Genomic DNA, 17911 nt, shown 5'->3' on the forward strand with positions numbered 1-17911 from the left:
GATATGTTCAACAAAATAAAAATAGCCTGTTTAGTTTTACTGTTTGGGTTTGTGGGTGTTGCTAATGCAGCACTTGAAATTGTAATAACTGAGGGTGTAGATGGTGCAAGGCCCATTGCTATAGTACCTTTTAAGTACCAAGGTGTTGGCCCAATCCCTGAAAAATTAAGCAGTGTTATTGCTGCCGATTTAATGCGCAGTGGTAAATTTAAACCTGTAGATGTAGCGCAGATGCCACAACAGCCAACCAAAGATAGCGAAATTGATTACGCATCTTGGGTTAATAAAGGTGTGGAAGCGATATTAGTGGGCGAAGTTGAGCAGCAAACTGATGGGCGTTACTTAGTGCGTTATGAGTTAGTTGACGTGATCCGCGGCCAAATTACCGGTGGCAACACACAAATGATGAGTAATGGTAAGCTAGTTAAAAGCCAAGATCATATTTTGGAAGCGCGTGAAAGTGTTATTGGTGAAAGTGGTTTTCGCCGTTACTCTCATCGAATCAGTGACGTTATTTATGAAAGATTGACTGGTGAAAAAGGCGCATTTTTAACTAAAATTGCCTATGTAATAGTACGTGATAATGATGATAAGCCTTATCAGTTAGTTGTTGCAGACTATGACGGGTTTAATGAGCAAGTATTACTTCGCTCAAAAGAGCCTTTAATGTCGCCAGCGTGGTCACCAGATGGTACTAAGTTAGCGTATGTAACGTTTGAAAACCGTCAAAGCCAAATTTACATTCAAGATATATACACAGGTAAACGCGAAATAATAGCAAGCTACCGTGGTATTAATGGTGCACCGCAGTTTTCGCCAGATGGTAAAAAGCTATTGTTAGTGCTTTCTAAGGACAAGACGGGTGCAACAGAAGTTTACATGCTTGACCTAGCTACACGTAAAGAAACACGCTTAACAAATCACCGTAGCATAGATACTGAGCCATCTTGGCACCCTAATGGTCAAGATATTGTGTTTACATCTGAAAGGGGTGGTAATGCTCAGATTTATAAGTTAAATTTAAAAACAGGTAGGTCACAACGACTCACCTTTGATGGTGATATGAATCTTGCTGGTTCAATAACACCAGATGGAAAAGAATTAGTGATGGTTAACCGTACCAACGGGCAGTACCATCTTGCTAAGAAAGAGCTGGCTACAGGCGCGTTCCAAGTATTAACGAGAACACGCCTAGATGAATCACCGAGCATAGCGCCAAATGGTTCGATGATTATATATAGCACGCTTCATAATAATAAACAGGTACTTGCGCTAGTATCGATGGACGGCCGCTTTAAGGCACGGTTACCTGTGCTAGACGGACAAGTAAAGGCACCAGCTTGGTCGCCATACTTACAGTAATATTACTGGTTTACTCAAAATAGGAATCTACTCAATGCAACTTAACAAAATACTTAAAGGCCTGCTAATTGCTGTGCCAGTAATGACATTAGCAGCTTGTAGCTCATCTTCAGATATTGATGAAGGTGCTGCAAATCAATCAAATCAAGGCGTTGTTGAGCAATCAACTAACACTGATACAGTTGAAGTAGCTACAATCTCTCCTGAGCAACAAGCAGAAGAGCAACTTCGTCAAAAGTACGAAGCACTTCGTCAAGAGCAAGTAATCTACTTTGATTTTGATACTGCGACAGTTGAAAGCAAGTACGCAGACTTACTTCGTGCACATGCTGAGTTTTTAGTTCAAAACTCATCAGTTAAAGTACTAATTGAAGGCCATGCAGATGAGCGCGGTACTCCAGAGTACAATATTGCACTAGGTGAGCACCGTGGCCAAGCAGTTGAAAAATACTTATTAAGCTTAGGTGTTTCAGCTAGCCAAATGTCAGTGGTAAGCTACGGTGAAGAGAAGCCAATGGTTAAGTCTCGCACTGAATCAGCTTTCGCTAAAAACCGCCGTGCGGTACTAGTTTACTAAGATAAGAGATATTATGAAGCCGAAAATTATTTTGGCAGCCATGATATTGAGCGGGAGCACCCAGTTAATGGCTGCTCCCGCTCCTGTTTCAGAAGCTGCGAGTTCACAATCAAGTATTGAGAAGCGATTAGCGTCGCTTGAGAATATGATGCAACAGCGTAACTTTTTGCAAGTGGAGTTACAGCAACAGCTTAACTTGTTACAAGACGAAGTAAGCCAAATTCGAGGTGTAACCGAAGAGCAAAGCTACAAGCTTGAAAAAGTACTGCAGCGTCAGCGTGAGTTGTATCAAGAAATTGAAAACCGCGTGAGCCAGGCTTATACACAGCCAGCAGCAGCTCCCGCAACTGATTACACGCAACAAAGCAATGCACAGACCTATAGCAGTGACTTATCTGAAAACGAAGCCTATGAGCGCGCTGTTGCGTTAATAATGAAAGATAAACGCTATGACCAAGCGATTCCTGAATTTCAAACGTTTTTAACTACCTACCCAAACTCTGTATATGCGTCTAATGCGCATTATTGGTTAGGGCAGTTGCTTACTATTAAAAATGATGGTGTAAAAGCAGTAGAGCACTTTAAAGTCGTTGTGAACGAATTTCCAAATTCTAATAAACGTCCAGATGCAATGCTAAAGTTAGGCACACTTTTACAAGATCAAGGTTCAGCGGCGCAAGCACAAAAAATATTGAGCGATCTTATCAATCAATACCCAAGTACAACCGCTGCAAAACTAGCAACTGATCGTTTAGGAAACTAAAGTTCACTAGCGATTAAATTTCTAGTTAGGGCGAGCAAACTACATGGAAACTCTCGAAGAATCTTGGATTTGCATGTAGTTTGAGCACAAACGGTTTAATTTTGTGCATCTAGACATAAAAACTTAAAAAAAGAGACAATTTCGGTTGCACTCATTTTATAAATAAGTATTATAAGCGCCCGCAGCAAACGAATGGTTACCCCACTCGAAATGCGACAAAAAGAGCGGGTTATTAGCTCAGTTGGTAGAGCAGTTGACTTTTAATCAATTGGTCGATGGTTCAAATCCATCATAACCCACCATTCTTTGAATGGTCTTTTATCGGCGGATTTACGTAGAATACTAAGTTGTTATAAAACGCAACGTCAGAGCGGGTCATTAGCTCAGTTGGTAGAGCAGTTGACTTTTAATCAATTGGTCGATGGTTCAAATCCATCATGACCCACCATTCTTTATTCCTTGTGAATAGTGTGTGGCATCAATCGGCGGATTTACGCAGGCTTTAACTTAGAAATAAGTTAGCAACTGGAACGGGTTATTAGCTCAGTTGGTAGAGCAGTTGACTTTTAATCAATTGGTCGATGGTTCAAATCCATCATAACCCACCATTCTTTATTCCTTTGAATAGTGATTGGTTCCAATCGACGGATTTACGTAAAGTAGTAAGTTGCATTTAAACGCAACAATAGAGCGGGTTATTAGCTCAGTTGGTAGAGCAGTTGACTTTTAATCAATTGGTCGATGGTTCAAATCCATCATAACCCACCATTCTTTATTCCTTGTGAATAGTGTTTGGCATCAATCGGCGGATTTACGTAAGCTTCATTCATAATTGAATAAGTGCATAGAGCGGGTTATTAGCTCAGTTGGTAGAGCAGTTGACTTTTAATCAATTGGTCGATGGTTCAAATCCATCATAACCCACCATTCTATGAAAAGTTATATAAGAGCGGGTCATTAGCTCAGTTGGTAGAGCAGTTGACTTTTAATCAATTGGTCGATGGTTCAAATCCATCATGACCCACCATTCTTTATTCTTATGAATAGTGTTTGGTATCAATCGGCGGATTTACGTAAGCTTCATTCATAATTGAATAAGCGCATAGATTGGGTTATTAGCTCAGTTGGTAGAGCAGTTGACTTTTAATCAATTGGTCGATGGTTCAAATCCATCATAACCCACCATTCTATGAAAGTTTTAATCGGCGGATTTACGCAGCTTTTTACAAAGCAGATTTATATAAGAGCGGGTCATTAGCTCAGTTGGTAGAGCAGTTGACTTTTAATCAATTGGTCGATGGTTCAAATCCATCATGACCCACCACCCTCTAATACTTTCCTTTATATTCTTTTTTAAATTCCTATTCTAATTTTTATAAACAGCTTTACTAGTTTGCTGTTATTTGTGTTTATATTCTCGTATAATTCGCCCTAATTAATGCACTGTAGATAAGTGGTCGAGAACATGAGTCTAGCTCAAACTATTATGCCTGAAGGTTATATTTTCCCCCCTAAGCCAGCACCGTTAACAAATGACGAGCAAGGCGAATATAAAGCGCGTATAAAACAATTACTAAAAGATAAAAATGCAGTACTTGTTGCACATTATTATACCGATCCTGAAATTCAAGCACTTGCAGAAGAAACCGGCGGCTGCGTTGCCGATTCGCTAGAAATGGCGCGTTTTGGTGCACGTCACGATGCAGATATGATCATCGTCGCGGGCGTGAAATTTATGGGCGAAACAGCCAAAATTTTAACGCCAAATAAAACGGTTGTTATGCCAACGCTTGAAGCGACGTGTTCGCTAGATATTGGTTGCCCGATAGACGAGTTCTCAGCGTTTTGTGATGAGCACCCTGACCGTAAAGTGGTTGTGTATGCAAACACCTCTACCGCAGTTAAGGCGCGTGCAGATTGGATTGTAACCTCATCATGTGCACTTGAAATAGTAGAGCACCTTGATGAGCAAGGCGAAAAAATCATTTGGGGCCCAGATAAGCACCTTGGTAGTTATATTCAAAAAAATACCGGTGCTGATATGCTTATGTGGAATGGCGCATGTATTGTACATGACGAATTTAAAACTAAAGCCTTAAAAGATATGAAGGCGCTACACCCAGATGCAGGCGTATTAGTTCATCCTGAGTCACCAGCAGAAATTGTTGCACTTGCCGATTCGGTTGGATCTACGAGCCAATTAATTAAAGCTGCGCAAACAATGGACAATAAAAAGTTTATTGTAGCAACCGATCGCGGCATCTTTTATAAAATGCAGCAACTATGTCCAGATAAAGAGTTTTTTGCGGCTCCAACGGCAGGTGAGGGCGCTTCATGTAAAAGTTGCGCACATTGCCCTTGGATGGCAATGAATGGCTTAAAAGCGATTGAGGAAGCCCTCATAAGCCCTAAAGGTAAAGAAGTATTCGTTGATATGGATTTACGCGAAGGCGCACTTAAGTCGCTTAATCGCATGCTTGAATTTACTGCGAGCATGGCTAAGTAATTTTAAAAGTATAAATTAAAACGGTTAGGTCTTAGATTTAGCCGTTTTTTGTGCCTATAGATAAGCTATTGCTTGATAAGTAAGCATTTAAAGGCTCATATTTAAAAATGCCTTGCACCTTAAGGGTCTATTTCATACTATAGCGCGCTGTTGCATTACACAATTGCAGCACTGTGGAGGGATGGCTGAGTGGCTGAAGGCGCACGCCTGGAAAGTGTGTTTAGGTTTATCCCTAACGAGGGTTCGAATCCCTCTCCCTCCACCATTATTCTTAGAGCCCAGTTACTAATATCGAAAGGTATTAGTAACTGGGTTTTTTAATGCCTTCGCAATGACTAACTATTAACTAAATAGAGTGTTGATAACATGCCGACAAGCTCATGTTTTTCAATTGGCTTTGAAACGTAACCATCAAATAACTGCCTGTATATTTCTTTTTGCTCTGTAAAAACATTAGCGGTTAACGCGATAACAATTTGTTCGTTATTAAGCGCCTTAATTTTTTTACATGCCTGAAGACCATCCATTTTAGGCATTTGAATGTCCATAAAAATAATGTCTGGCTTGTGTGACTCGTATAATGAGATTGCTTCTAAACCATTGTTAGCAATAATAATGGTGGCTTTTGTAGGCTCAAGCATCGCAGATGCAACAAGCTGATTTATTTTATTATCTTCAGCTAATAAAATAGTTTTTCCAGATAGGTCAGGAAGCTCAACATTTTTTGTTATTAATGTGCTTTCATCAATCTGTGCTTGTTTTAATGGTAAGTACACATAAAACTGACTACCTGAATCTAATTGGCTTGTTACTTTAATTTCGCCATTCATTAAACCTATTAATGATTTAGTAATAGGTAAACCAAGACCTGTACCGCCATATTCACGCGTAGTTGATTGCTCTGCTTGTTCAAAGCGCTCAAACAATCGCTCTATAGCCTGCTCAGAAATTCCAATTCCGGTGTCTGATATACAACAACATATTTTGTTTTCGTCGGTTAGCCTAAACGTTACTGTAACGCCACCTTGCGAGGTAAACTTAATCGCATTAGATATTAGGTTTAAAAATATCTGTCTGAGTCTAACGGGGTCGCCTACCCAATACTTATGCTCAATATTAATTATAAATTTGAGATATATATTTTTATCACTGGCTTGCAGGCCAAGATCAGACTCTAAGTGGTGAATAAGTTCAAAAAGGTCGAATGATTTATATTCTAATGAAAGCTTCCCAGCTTCAATTTTAGAAAAGTCGAGGATATCATTAATAATAGTGGTGAGTGAGCGGGTCGAATAAAGTGATTTTTTTAAATACTCTTTTGATTTTTCATTCAATGGCTGCTCTTGCAGTAACTGTAATGTACCTAGTATGCCGTTCATAGGTGTGCGTATTTCGTGACTCATATTTGCTAAAAATTCAGATTTAGCTTGTGATGCCTGTTCAGCTAATTCTTTAGCATGTCCGAGAGCTTGTTCGTGATTAATTTGTTCGGTCAAATCGTATGCTACACCCAAATAGCCAACAATTTCATTTTCGTTATTTAATAAAGAGGTGACACTTATATTAACTTGTATGTGCTCGCCTGTAGAAGAAATGTATGTCCACTGATTGATATCAGGCTCTGTAGCCGTTGCTTTTAAGATAAACACTTCAAAACCAGGGAAAACAGGTTCATTTAACTCTGCACTAAGCTGTTTGGCTTTTTTTATAATTTCTTCTTTTAAATGAAAAATACCCGGATTTTCAATTCCAATAACGTCTTGCGCTTTATAGCCTAATAACTTTTCAGAGGCGGGATTAAACAAAGTAATTAAGCCATTTATGTCGGTCGCAATAATAGAGTAACTGGCACTGTTTAAAATACTTTGTTGAAGCATACTTATATCGGCAATTTCTTTAGTACGTAATTTTACTTCTTTTTCTAATTTTAAATTTGTTTGCTGCAGCATATGCTTATTTTGTTTAGCTTTGATAATTCTTCGCTGTGTTCTTTGTGCTCTACGATAAAAAAACAGCTGAATTATTAAAGTTATAAACATACAAATAAGGGTATAAAAAACACCATTGACAATAGCTTGATATTTACTCGGTAAGTGTAGTGATTCAATAAATGTGTCTGAAGCACTAAGTGTGATTTCCCATGTTCTTCCCATCACTTTAATTACTTTATTTAACTGATAATCAGCCGTGTTGCTTTTAATGCCGTAGCTAAAAAAGTCAGTTTTAACGTTGTTACTTATGTCGCTAATGACTAACTTATTTTCATCAGCTTGGGAAAGAGAGTCTAAAATATTGTTTATTAATAAAGGGGAGTAAGTCCATCCAATTAATTGCTCTAAACGCTGGATTTTATCAGTTGGAATAATAATATTTTTATAAACTGGTAGTAAAATTAAAAAGCCTTGTTTCGATTTGTTATCCGCTTGGATTAAAGTAATAGGCGCTGATAATTGAACTTGGTTATTAATTGCAGAGTTTAATGCTGCTTTTTTACGTGTACTTTCCGATGCAATATCGAGTCCTAGAGCCCGTGAATTACTTTGCTCAGGAAATATATACTGAATAATAAAGTGCTCATCACTTTCGTTAGCTAGTTTATTTAGTTTGAATATTTGGTTAGGTCGATCGGATTTTGCAGTTTTTAAGAATTGAGCTAAGTTTTCGGCATTCACTTTTCTTATAAAGCCAATACCATTTGCTCCAGGGAATTCTTGGGCGTAATTGCGACTGTTAGAGTAATTGGAAATTGTTTGGTAGCTTAAATTATTAACGCCAATGCCGTGTATAAATCCTTTTAAACCGTATAGCCCATATTTATATAAGTCGAATCTGCTAGTAACGCCTGTTGAGAGTGAAGAAAGGCGGTTGTTGAGGGCTTCATTTATTTTGTTACTAACAGCATCTTGATGTGCAGCGTGGGCAAAGTAAGTTAATACAATACCACTGATGAAAAAAATAGCATGAGTAAGCACCGAGATTAATAACCTTTTACTAACCGGTCGTCCTGAAAACATTAACTCATCCTTTATTATTAATATACTGAACGTATATCTGTTTTATCATCGAAATAAATATAGCACTTATTATTCAGGATACAACTTTGTTATTAATTAGAATATATATATTTTATAAAGGTTTAGAGTAGATGTAATATAAAAAGTTGATTTTACTCACCAAGATAAGATGAACATGTATATAAATATAATAATTTTTATGTTCTTTGCTACTTTATAGCGAACAACAAAAGTATTAGCTAAAGGTGCTGATTTTTATATTTATCGATTTTTTAGTGAATATTAGGTGCTCAAAAAACAACGGATAGCTTTTAGTTTTTGCTTATAACTTTACTTTGGTAAGTTTAAATAAAGTAAAATTTAACCAATATTATGACGCTTTTAAAGGGAACTATCGGTATAGGTACGAGCGAGCAAGAGACGATGCTCACCTTACTTTTATAATTCATCCGAAACAAAACAAACAGTTAATATTTTATAATATGAAAATTAAAACATTAAAAACTTATATTGTTCTATATTTTAGTAGCGTGAAAGAAAACGTGATTACTTAAAATGTAATTACCTTATGACATGTTTACCGTGTAGGTCGAAAAAATACACGCTGCTATGCACTGCACAGTTAAAACTTAAACAAAACAAGGTAACGGAGATAACTATGGCTCACCGAGTATCTAAATTACTTGCGGCAACAGGCGCAGTATTAACATGTATTTCTATTCCTTCGTATGCCGCTGTTAATGGGCTGACAGAACAAGATGAATTTAATATAAAACTTAGATCAATTTATTTTGACCGTGACTACGATAACGACGCAAGTGACGATTCAACTTTTGCTCAAGGTATAGAGCTCAATTACACATCGGGTTATATAAACGATTTAGTGAGTGTGGGTGTATCGACTTACACCGTGATGGATATTAATTCTACGGGTTCAGCCGCAGGTAATATTTTGCCAGCAGGTAATGAGAGCGGTGGAGTTGACGATAGCTTTTCTAAATTTGGACAATATTTTTTAGATTTTAAATTGGGCAACAACGGTCACGTTAAAGTAGGTGGGCAAAAAACCAAAAGTATGTTGCTTAAAAGCTCTGGGAGTCGGGCTATTCCTAATACTTTTAGAGGCGTTTTTGGCGATTACAAAATTGGTAACACTAAATTATACGGTTACGTTTACGATAAATGGAGCCGTCGACACGATGATAGATGGGAAGACTTTTCTACCGATCAATCGGCAACTGGTGCTATTAGCGTAATTTGGGGCGTAGGTGCTACGCATAAAAAAGACAATCTAATATTAGAGGCTGAATATTTAAATTCGCACAATTATTTAAGTAAAATCGGATTAAAAATCAGTTACGACATTAAGCTTGAGCAAAGTAAGTTAACCCTTTCAACTGGCATATTTACCTCACAAGATGATGGTGATTTATTTGTAACAGGCGCAGAGGGCGGAGATTTAGATGATGAAGATACATCTGGTGCATTAACAGGTTTAACTAAAAGTGAAAACGATGGATTTGCCTATTACCTAGATGCTGATTGGAAAAAAGATATTTGGAGTGTAGGTGCGGCATTTACTAAAGTAAGTGATGCTTGGATTGAAGATAATTTCAGTGGCGACCATGGTACAAACCCATTTCCAACTCGCTCATTAATTGGTGCCGATTTAACAAATCAAAACGAGGCAACGTGGCAGGCACGTTTAGGAATTGATTTGAAAGCAGTATCGCCTGGCTTAACAACTAAATTTTACTACACAGACGGCAGCGATGCTGAAAACTCTGCATTGGGTAAGTTAGGTGGTACAGCCGACGAAAAATATTGGGCTGTAGATACTCGCTATAAAGTTGAGAAAATAAAAGGCTTAAGTTTGCGCTGGTTATTTGTAGATTATACAACCGAAAAATCAGGCAGTGTTGATGGTGTTAAAGGCGATAGAGCTGACCATCGAGTTTATGTAGATTACACTATTAAATTTTAACATGACTTTTAATAAGCCAATGCAAATTTTATGCATTGGTTTTGTTTCCTTTTTTAATTACCTCTATGATAAAACTAACAAATCAATAATAAAAATTAAGCTAATATATGTTTTCTCTTCAACAGTGGCAATCACAGGGTCAATTTACTCAAATTAGTGGCCATCAAATTTTTACTAAAACAGCTGGTGATATAACTAAGCCTGCGCTGCTTTTAATACATGGCTTTCCAAGTGCTAGTTGGGACTGGGAAGGTATGTGGCAAACCCTTAGTGAACATTATTTTGTAATTACACTCGATATGCTAGGTTTTGGTTTGTCAGATAAACCTAAAAATGCAGGCTATAAAATTACTGAACAAGCCGACTTATATACTCAATTTTTAAAAACGTTAAATATTAATGATATACATATTTTAGCTCATGACTATGGCGATACTGTGGCTCAAGAGTTATTAGCAAGGCAAGTCGTTAGCCAAAGTGACTTTAAAATAAACAGTGTGTGCTTTTTAAATGGTGGGTTATTTCCTGAGGTGCATAAACCCTTATTTATACAAAAGCTTTTACTTTCAAAGCTAGGTTGGATAGTGCCAAAATTAATGAATAAACAAAAATTTGCCAATAATTTAGTTACTATTTTTAGTAAAAGTACACCGCCCTCAAAACAAGTGGTAGACACACTTTGGGAGTTGCTAATTTATAAAGATGGCTTAGCCGTTATGCCTAAACTCATTAGTTATATAAAGCAGAGGCAGCAAAACAGAGAACGCTGGGTTGGTGCCATCATAAATAGCAATATACCACTTACGTTTATAGCAGGCGCAGAAGACCCCATCTCTGGTAAGCATATGATTGAGCATTATAAAAAGCTTATTCCCAATGCGCGCGTACAAGAGTTTGTAGAGCTTGGGCATTATCCGCAAGTAGAAAATCCAGATGCAATTACACAGGCTTATTTGAATTTTAGATATTGCCAATAAAAACGCGGCTACTAAATTAAGTGCCGCGTTTATAAATTTTAGAACTCTGAGTATTTAGGCTTTGAACCTTAATATTTTTGCTTTGGCGCTTTTAATTGTTTTTCAAACTCATCTGAAAACAATATCGTGCCATCATCTTCCTCTGTAGGGAAGGCAGCAATAAGTAAGTCATCTTCCTCAAGGCCTGGTGTCCAGCGACTAAACCAGTCAGCAAGTGGGATTGCTTTAGCGCTGCAGCCAGCCCATTCTCCAGTTGCCCATGCTTCTGCAAATTCACGAGTTGGCCAAACAGGAACACAGTCGTCATCTTCGTTGGCAAGCATAACGCAGCCATCATCATCGTTTAAAATCCATACTTGCTTGAACTGTTGTACGGTTTCGAACATATAGGCTAAGCGCTTTTTTGCTCCAAGTCCTAAAATTACTGCTTGTTCTTCGCTTAAATTTGGCGTTGTCATAATTAGCTCACTCTTAATTACTATTGATATTAATATATCTAAATTATATGCACACAAGTATATCGAGTTATATGACAGAGTGTTGAAAAGTTGCTATTTAATTTCAGCAATGCAGATCTAATTTGTACATTGACCAGTATAAGTCCTCACTAATTTGAGCGATCATTCAAAATAAGCTTGAATGTTTGTAAAAAGGCCACATTGTAGTAAGCATATACTTAATGAAGGATTGAAAAATGACTACTGATCTACTTGCTCCGTTTAAACTAAATAACACGATTGAGCTTAAAAACCGCGTACTTATGGCACCATTAACGCGTTGTATGGCTGATGATAACTTAGTGCCAACACAAGATATGGTTGAATATTATGCTCGCCGCGCCGAAACCGGTTTAATTATTAGCGAAGCAACTATTATTCGTCCAGACGGACAAGGTTACCCAAATACACCCGGTTTATTTACCAGTGAGCAAATTCAAGGTTGGAAAAAAGTAACAGACGCAGTGCACGCTAATGGCGGCAAAATGTTTGCACAACTTTGGCATGTTGGCCGTGTTGCACACCCTCACTTTTTTGATGGCGATGTACTGGCACCATCGGCAATTGGCGTTGAAGGCTCTGTACCTCGTATGCGTGAGCTTACTTACATTACGCCAAAAGCAGCCACAACCGATGATATTAAATCTCTAGTTGCTGATTTCGCAAAGGCCGCAGAAAATGCTATTGAAGCAGGTTTTGATGGGGTAGAAATTCATGGCGCTAACGGTTATTTAATTGACCAGTTTTTACATTATGCTGCAAATACACGCAGCGACGAATACGGCCAAACGCCTGAGAATATGTCGCGTTTTGCACTAGAAGTAACCGATGCGGTTATTGCTGCTGTAGGCAGTGATCGTACTGCACTTAGATTAACACCGGGTGCTTACTTTAATATGAGCGAAGATAGCCGCGATAAAGCGGTATTTGACTACTTATTAACAGAACTTGAAAGCAGAGAATTAGCGTACTTACACGGCGGTATTTTTGATGACAGCATGCGCTTTGACTCGCTTGAAGGCAAAAGCATCTCTGAATTTTTACGTGCAGGCTACAAAGGTACATTAGTAGGTGTAGGTAGTTATAGTTTTGAGTCAGCAAAAGAGGCTATTAACGATGCAAAGTTTGACTTAATCGCTATTGGTCGTCCACTTATTGCAAATCCAGATTATATTAGCAAGGTTGCAAACGGTGAAGAGTTAGTACCGTACAGCGATGAAATGCTAGCTGAATTAAAATAACAGCTAATTATTATATTTAGTTATTAAGAAATAGTTATTAAGACACCCGAGGCTAAACCTTTGGGTGTCTTTTTTTGTACATATTCCCGCCATAAATCTTCCATATTTGTTTAATTTTTATGTAAATAAAGTTCATCCTCGTTGTCATATTTAAAATTCATACTGTCCGCGTTTTCATATTTCATAATTAAAATCAAACGGGACAACAATGTACGCTTTAAAAAACAAATCGCTTTTGAGCATGGCAATTGCCATGGCGGTATCAACATCTACTTATGCTAACGACAACACCATAGAAGAAGTAACCGTGGTTGCTAAACCAACCAGCTACGCTAACAATGTTATTGAGCCTGCAATGCTTGAGCAACAAAGTTCGGTATCGAGCATATTATCGGTTATTGATAACTTACCAGGTATTAGCATAAATGAAGGTGATGCATTTGGTGGCGACGATTGGTCTACTACAATCACCATGCGTGGTTTTAGTATTGATGGGAACCAACAACAATTAGGTATGACCGTTGATGGCATTCCCAATGGTGGCTCTAATTATGGCGGTGGTGCTAAAGCTAACCGTTACCTAGATAGCGAAAACCTGGCAACGGTTGAAGTTGGTCAAGGTACGTCTGATATTAAGTCGGCTTCACTTGAAGCACTAGGCGGGACATTTAACTTTGTAAGTAAAGACCCAAGCCTTGAAAAAGGCACTACCTTTGCTTATACCTCAGGCAGCCACGATGCCACGCGTTATTACTTTAGACACGAAACAGGCACTGTTTTTGATAACACACAAGCGTACGTAAGTTACTCGCAAACAGATACAAGCCGCTGGATTGGTTCTGGCAGTAATGGGGGTAAAGACAACCAACACGCTGAGCTTAAGTTTGTATCTAATTTTAACGACTTAACACTTACTGGTCGTTTATCTTACGATGATGTAAGCGAGACAAACTATAACAGCGTAAGCCTTGAGCAGTTTGAACAAACACCCGATTGGGATCAGCTAACATGGAATTGGACGGGAGTTCCGCACTTTGACCAAATGTTTGCAGAAGGTTGGGGGACGCTCCGTGAAAATACCTTAGGCTATTTAAAATTTGAATATGCGATTTCGCCAACTTCATTATTAACCGTCAGCCCTTATTACCATAAAAATTCAGGTCGTGGCGATTGGATCCCACCTTACTTAACAACGCCCGTTGATGAAAATGGCGACCCAACAACCGAGGGCGGTACTAATGCAGGCTCTTATGGTTTTGCTGATAGTGAAGGCAATCCGCTTGCACCAAATGCCGATTGTACGCAAAGTTTGAGCTGGCCATGGGAGTCGGGTCCTGGTTTAAATCCTGCGTGTTACGATGCAACAGCAACGCCGGTTATGTCTTACCGCCATACGCATTACAACAAAGATCGCTTAGGTGTAACGGCAAATTACCAAGCTACATTTGGTGATCACGATATAGAAGCGGGCTTTTGGTATGAGCAAAGCGAGCGTGACGAGTCGCGTGATTGGCACAAAGTAATTGATGCGCGTATTTATCATCACTTTGATAGCACGCCTTACTGGACACAATACAAAAACACTTTTGATACCGATACATTCAAATGGTACCTACAAGACTCGATTAATTTTGGTGACTTAACATTAAATATTGGTGCAAAACAGTATTTAGTTGAATTACAAAAGTACGACCACTTTGCTAACGAAAGATCAGATAAAGTAGATAGCGACTCAGACGTGTTATTTAGCGGGGGTGTATTGTATCAGCTAAATAACAGCACAGAATTATTTGCCAGTTACAGCGAGAATTTTTCCGCAATAAAAGACGGTGTACTTGAGCGAGATAGCTCAACACTTACAAACATAGAGCCAGAAACTGCCGACAATATCGACTTTGGTGTACGTTACCAAGCCGACAGATTAACCCTTACAGCAACGGCTTACAGTGTTAAGTTTGATAACCGCATTACCTTTATTGCGCCTGGTAGTGGCACAGACGGCATTGATTATACGATTGGTACAAATGGCTCGTACGTAAATGTAGGAGGTATTGACTCAAGTGGGCTTGAGCTTGCAGCAAGCTATATGTTAACACCAAGCTGGAGCGTCTACTCGTCGTATACTAATAGCAGTTCTGAGTATTCATCCGATGATCCAAATGCATACGATTCACAAGGCGTAATATTAAAAGATGAAAGTGGTAATGAGGTAGTACCAAGCTTTAGAAAAGGCGACAGCATAATAGATTCATCAGAGGATTTATTTGTGGTATCTACCGATTACTTTAGCGATGGCTTTCGTGTTGGTTTATCGGCTAAATACACCGGCGAGCGTTTAGGTGCATGGCAAGACGAAGACACGCGCGCCCGCAATAAAGTAGACGGCTACACCGTACTTGATTTTAATGCAGGTTATTCAACTGACGTAGATGCAGGCCCGTTTAAAGCCATTGACGTATCGTTTGTTGTTTATAACGTTACCGACAAAAGCTACTTAGCAGGTGGTACTGGTAACGGCGCTACTTATTACATTGGTGCGCCTCGCACCGCAGCAGTGACATTTACCGCTGACTTTTAATTAGGTTTTAGTAATTGAATTAAAATATAGCCCATCATTGATGGGCTTTATTATATGAAAGGGCGCAAAAACGCGATGAAAACAATTATAAAAGTAACACTATTTAGCTTAAGTGTATTAGCGAGTAACTTTGCAACAGCAGCGCAAAATGTAGTGCTGGTAACGCTTGATGGAGTACGCTGGCAAGAAGTATTTAACGGGGCTGATAATAGCTTAATTAATAATACTGATTTTGTTGAAAAGCCTGAGCATTTAAAGACCCAGTTTTGGGCAAAAACAGCAAATGAGCGCCAGCAATTACTAATGCCTTTTTTAACGCAAGTAGTGGCTAAAAAAGGGATTATAATTGGCGATAGGACTAACGGCTCTACTATGTCGGTAAGTAACCCGTGGTATTTTTCATACCCTGGTTATAACGAAATACTCACCGGTGAAGTTGACGAAAATATAAATAGTAACAACAAAGTGCTCAACCCAAATAAAACTATTTTAGAGCGTTTAGATAAGTTACCTGAGTTTAAAGATAGCACTGCCTTATTTGGTAGTTGGGATGTATTCCCATACATTGTAAATACTAAGCGCAGTAACGTGTATGTAAATGCAGGTTTTATGTCAATTGAAGAGAATTTATTCACCGATGCGCCGCTGTTAAATACGCTACAAAGTGAAATCCCCAGTCCTTGGTATAACGTACGACTAGACAGTTTTACATATCGCTTTGCTAAAGCGTATATGTTGGCTAAAAAGCCTAAGTTGTTAGTGATAAGTTTAGGCGAAACCGATGACTTTGCGCATGATGGTCATTACGATCAATACCTTAAATCGGCAAGGCAAAGTGACGCTTTTATAAAAGACTTATGGGCAACTATTCAAACTACAGCGGGTTATAAAAATAACACCACACTAATTATTACTACTGATCACGGCCGTGGCAATAATGCCAATGATTGGCAACATCACAGCTCTAAACGTGCACTTGCTGAGCTAGAGTTAGGTGAAAATACCTACCCAGAAGGAATTGTCGGCTCTGAACATATTTGGCTTGCAGCCATTGGCCCCGCAATAAAAGGTAGTGGCTTAATTAAAACTAAAAATGAGCTTAAACAAGCGCAAATAGCGGCGACCGTTTTAAAGGCTCTTGGGCAGAACCCAAATGAAATAAATTCAAATATGGCGCCTGCTATTAGCGAGATTTTAAAATGAAGAATCTATTAAAACCATTAACCCTATCTGCCTTGGTGTTGAGTTTGGTTATTAGCGCGAGTGTTAATGCCGCGCCATCTAAAATCCTATTTGGTTCGTGTGGGCATCAAGATAAAAACATACCCATATTTAATGCAATTAACAAAGAGCAGGGGGATTTGTTTATATTTTTGGGTGACAATATTTACGGCGATACCAACGATATGGATGTACTTGCCGATAAGTACCAACGTTTAGAGGCAAAGCCTGGTTTTAAAACGTTAAAAGCGCAAACGCCTATCATTGCCATGTGGGATGACCACGATTATGGCCAAAACGATGCAGGTAAAGAGTATCCGCATAAAGAGCAATCACGCCAAATTATGCTTAATTTTTGGGATGAACCTGTAAACTCAGCGCGTCGCACTCGTCCTGATGGAATTTATACCTCGTACATGTATGGTGAAAATGAGCAAACCATACAAGTAATAATGCCTGATTTACGTTGGAACCGTGATGCGCTAAACCATGTAGGTGAGCTTGAATACTACACTAAGCGTAAGTTAAATAACCAAGGCCCGTATAGTCCCAGTGAAGTAAAGGGCGCATCAATGCTAGGTGAAGCCCAGTGGCAATGGCTTGAACAAGAGCTTAAAAAGCCTGCTGCAATAAAATTGATTGCCTCAAGCTTACAGCTTTTACCCGATTTTACAGGTTGGGAGTCATGGGCAAACTTTCCTGAAGATAGAAACCGTTTATTTGCATTGATTAAAAAGCATAAGGTAAATGGGGTCGTGATCATCAGCGGCGATACGCACTGGGGTGAAATATCAAAGTATCAGCAAAACCTTGATTACCCATTAATTGAGATGACCAGCTCTGGCTTAACTGAAAAGTGGAAAGATGTAAGCCCTAACAAACACCGAGTAGGGAATTTTACTCATAACGTAAATTATGGTGATTTAAGCATAGACTGGCAGCAAATTGACCCCACTATTTCACTTAAATTAAAAGGCATTGATGGCGAAGTAATAATGCAAAGTGACTTTAGTTTATCAAGTATTAGCCCTTATAAATAAACTCACTACTACGCACAGTATATAAAATAGATGCTGTGCGTATAAAATCTGTAAGTTAGTTCTTAACTCTCTGATTTATTAAAGCCAATTACCCGTTTGCGCTACCCCTAATATTGAAAATATCTTACACTGGTTTTATCTCAAGCAAGGT

The 17911-nt window shown here is 38.6% G+C and carries 12 protein-coding genes and 9 tRNA genes; 19 read left to right on the top strand and 2 right to left on the bottom strand.

Annotated elements, in window-relative coordinates; all coding sequences use genetic code 11:
* Window positions 1-3 precede the first annotated feature (3 nt).
* From tolB to I6E82_RS14810, 13 genes are all read left to right on the top strand, one after another.
* Window positions 4-1362 (top strand): Tol-Pal system beta propeller repeat protein TolB, encoded by a 1359-nt coding sequence (gene tolB, locus I6E82_RS14750; protein ID WP_101163332.1) that lies wholly within the window; start codon window positions 4-6, stop codon window positions 1360-1362.
* A 34-nt stretch (window positions 1363-1396) separates the two neighbouring features.
* The gene (gene pal, locus I6E82_RS14755) at window positions 1397-1939 is read left to right on the top strand and encodes a peptidoglycan-associated lipoprotein Pal (protein ID WP_024590480.1); all 543 of its coding nucleotides are present in this window, start codon (window positions 1397-1399) and stop codon (window positions 1937-1939) included.
* Window positions 1940-1952: 13 nt separating this feature from the next.
* On the top strand, window positions 1953-2702 hold the full coding sequence (gene ybgF, locus I6E82_RS14760) for a tol-pal system protein YbgF (RefSeq protein WP_024590479.1): 750 nt from the start codon (window positions 1953-1955) through the stop codon (window positions 2700-2702).
* A 226-nt stretch (window positions 2703-2928) separates the two neighbouring features.
* Window positions 2929-3004 (top strand) — tRNA-Lys (locus tag I6E82_RS14765).
* Window positions 3005-3074: 70 nt separating this feature from the next.
* Window positions 3075-3150, top strand: a tRNA-Lys gene (locus tag I6E82_RS14770).
* 84 nt (window positions 3151-3234) lie between these two features.
* Window positions 3235-3310, top strand: a tRNA-Lys gene (locus I6E82_RS14775).
* 84 nt (window positions 3311-3394) lie between these two features.
* Window positions 3395-3470: transfer RNA gene (locus I6E82_RS14780), tRNA-Lys, on the top strand.
* Between the two features lie 83 nt (window positions 3471-3553).
* A tRNA-Lys gene (locus I6E82_RS14785) sits at window positions 3554-3629 on the top strand.
* 24 nt (window positions 3630-3653) lie between these two features.
* Window positions 3654-3729: transfer RNA gene (locus I6E82_RS14790), tRNA-Lys, on the top strand.
* 82 nt (window positions 3730-3811) lie between these two features.
* A tRNA-Lys gene (locus I6E82_RS14795) sits at window positions 3812-3887 on the top strand.
* A 63-nt stretch (window positions 3888-3950) separates the two neighbouring features.
* Window positions 3951-4026 (top strand) — tRNA-Lys (locus tag I6E82_RS14800).
* Window positions 4027-4167: 141 nt separating this feature from the next.
* On the top strand, window positions 4168-5208 hold the full coding sequence (gene nadA, locus I6E82_RS14805; protein ID WP_007580396.1) for a quinolinate synthase NadA: 1041 nt from the start codon (window positions 4168-4170) through the stop codon (window positions 5206-5208).
* 175 nt (window positions 5209-5383) lie between these two features.
* Window positions 5384-5473 (top strand) — tRNA-Ser (locus tag I6E82_RS14810).
* Window positions 5474-5543: 70 nt separating this feature from the next.
* Here I6E82_RS14810 and I6E82_RS14815 read toward each other — a convergent pair.
* Window positions 5544-8222 carry a CHASE domain-containing protein gene (locus I6E82_RS14815; RefSeq protein WP_197118191.1) on the bottom strand — a complete coding sequence of 893 codons (2679 nt, stop codon included), beginning with the start codon at window positions 8220-8222 and terminating at the stop codon, window positions 5544-5546.
* A 658-nt stretch (window positions 8223-8880) separates the two neighbouring features.
* Here I6E82_RS14815 and I6E82_RS14820 point away from each other — a divergent pair.
* The gene (locus tag I6E82_RS14820) at window positions 8881-10206 is read left to right on the top strand and encodes an OprD family outer membrane porin (protein WP_197118192.1); all 1326 of its coding nucleotides are present in this window, start codon (window positions 8881-8883) and stop codon (window positions 10204-10206) included.
* A gap of 107 nt (window positions 10207-10313) precedes the next feature.
* Window positions 10314-11183: an alpha/beta fold hydrolase gene (locus I6E82_RS14825; RefSeq protein ID WP_197118193.1), complete on the top strand. Its 870-nt coding sequence runs from the start codon at window positions 10314-10316 to the stop codon at window positions 11181-11183.
* 68 nt (window positions 11184-11251) lie between these two features.
* Here I6E82_RS14825 and I6E82_RS14830 read toward each other — a convergent pair whose 3' ends face one another.
* Window positions 11252-11641 carry a DUF2750 domain-containing protein gene (locus I6E82_RS14830; RefSeq protein WP_138585855.1) on the bottom strand — a complete coding sequence of 130 codons (390 nt, stop codon included), beginning with the start codon at window positions 11639-11641 and terminating at the stop codon, window positions 11252-11254.
* Between the two features lie 236 nt (window positions 11642-11877).
* On the opposite strand from I6E82_RS14830, the gene I6E82_RS14835 reads away from it, so the two are divergent.
* The 4 genes from I6E82_RS14835 (at window position 11878) to I6E82_RS14850 (ending at window position 17760) form a co-directional block, all read left to right on the top strand.
* Window positions 11878-12921 carry an alkene reductase gene (locus I6E82_RS14835; RefSeq protein ID WP_197118194.1) on the top strand — a complete coding sequence of 348 codons (1044 nt, stop codon included), beginning with the start codon at window positions 11878-11880 and terminating at the stop codon, window positions 12919-12921.
* A gap of 208 nt (window positions 12922-13129) precedes the next feature.
* Window positions 13130-15499: a TonB-dependent receptor domain-containing protein gene (locus I6E82_RS14840; protein WP_101163327.1), complete on the top strand. Its 2370-nt coding sequence runs from the start codon at window positions 13130-13132 to the stop codon at window positions 15497-15499.
* Between the two features lie 75 nt (window positions 15500-15574).
* Window positions 15575-16702 (top strand): alkaline phosphatase family protein, encoded by a 1128-nt coding sequence (locus I6E82_RS14845; protein ID WP_197118195.1) that lies wholly within the window; start codon window positions 15575-15577, stop codon window positions 16700-16702.
* Window positions 16699-17760 carry an alkaline phosphatase D family protein gene (locus I6E82_RS14850; RefSeq protein ID WP_197118196.1) on the top strand — a complete coding sequence of 354 codons (1062 nt, stop codon included), beginning with the start codon at window positions 16699-16701 and terminating at the stop codon, window positions 17758-17760. Before I6E82_RS14845 ends, I6E82_RS14850 begins: the two co-directional genes overlap by 4 nt.
* Window positions 17761-17911 lie beyond the last annotated feature (151 nt).

Origin of the sequence: Pseudoalteromonas sp. NZS11 (assembly GCF_015864765.1) — a bacterium.
GTDB classification, from domain to species: Bacteria; Pseudomonadota; Gammaproteobacteria; order Enterobacterales; family Alteromonadaceae; genus Pseudoalteromonas; species Pseudoalteromonas arctica.

Bases quoted from the DNA above. Each gene is read 5' to 3' on its own strand.
- pal (WP_024590480.1), top strand. From the start codon at position 1,397: ATGCAACTTAACAAAATACTTAAAGGCCTGCTAATTGCTGTGCCAGTA.
- nadA (WP_007580396.1), top strand. From the start codon at position 4,168: ATGAGTCTAGCTCAAACTATTATGCCTGAAGGTTATATTTTCCCCCCT.
- I6E82_RS14830 (WP_138585855.1), bottom strand. From the start codon at position 11,641: ATGACAACGCCAAATTTAAGCGAAGAACAAGCAGTAATTTTAGGACTT.
- I6E82_RS14825 (WP_197118193.1), top strand. From the start codon at position 10,314: ATGTTTTCTCTTCAACAGTGGCAATCACAGGGTCAATTTACTCAAATT.
- I6E82_RS14815 (WP_197118191.1), bottom strand. From the start codon at position 8,222: ATGTTTTCAGGACGACCGGTTAGTAAAAGGTTATTAATCTCGGTGCTT.
- I6E82_RS14840 (WP_101163327.1), top strand. From the start codon at position 13,130: ATGTACGCTTTAAAAAACAAATCGCTTTTGAGCATGGCAATTGCCATG.
- I6E82_RS14820 (WP_197118192.1), top strand. From the start codon at position 8,881: ATGGCTCACCGAGTATCTAAATTACTTGCGGCAACAGGCGCAGTATTA.
- tolB (WP_101163332.1), top strand. From the start codon at position 4: ATGTTCAACAAAATAAAAATAGCCTGTTTAGTTTTACTGTTTGGGTTT.
- ybgF (WP_024590479.1), top strand. From the start codon at position 1,953: ATGAAGCCGAAAATTATTTTGGCAGCCATGATATTGAGCGGGAGCACC.
- I6E82_RS14835 (WP_197118194.1), top strand. From the start codon at position 11,878: ATGACTACTGATCTACTTGCTCCGTTTAAACTAAATAACACGATTGAG.
- I6E82_RS14850 (WP_197118196.1), top strand. From the start codon at position 16,699: ATGAAGAATCTATTAAAACCATTAACCCTATCTGCCTTGGTGTTGAGT.
- I6E82_RS14845 (WP_197118195.1), top strand. From the start codon at position 15,575: ATGAAAACAATTATAAAAGTAACACTATTTAGCTTAAGTGTATTAGCG.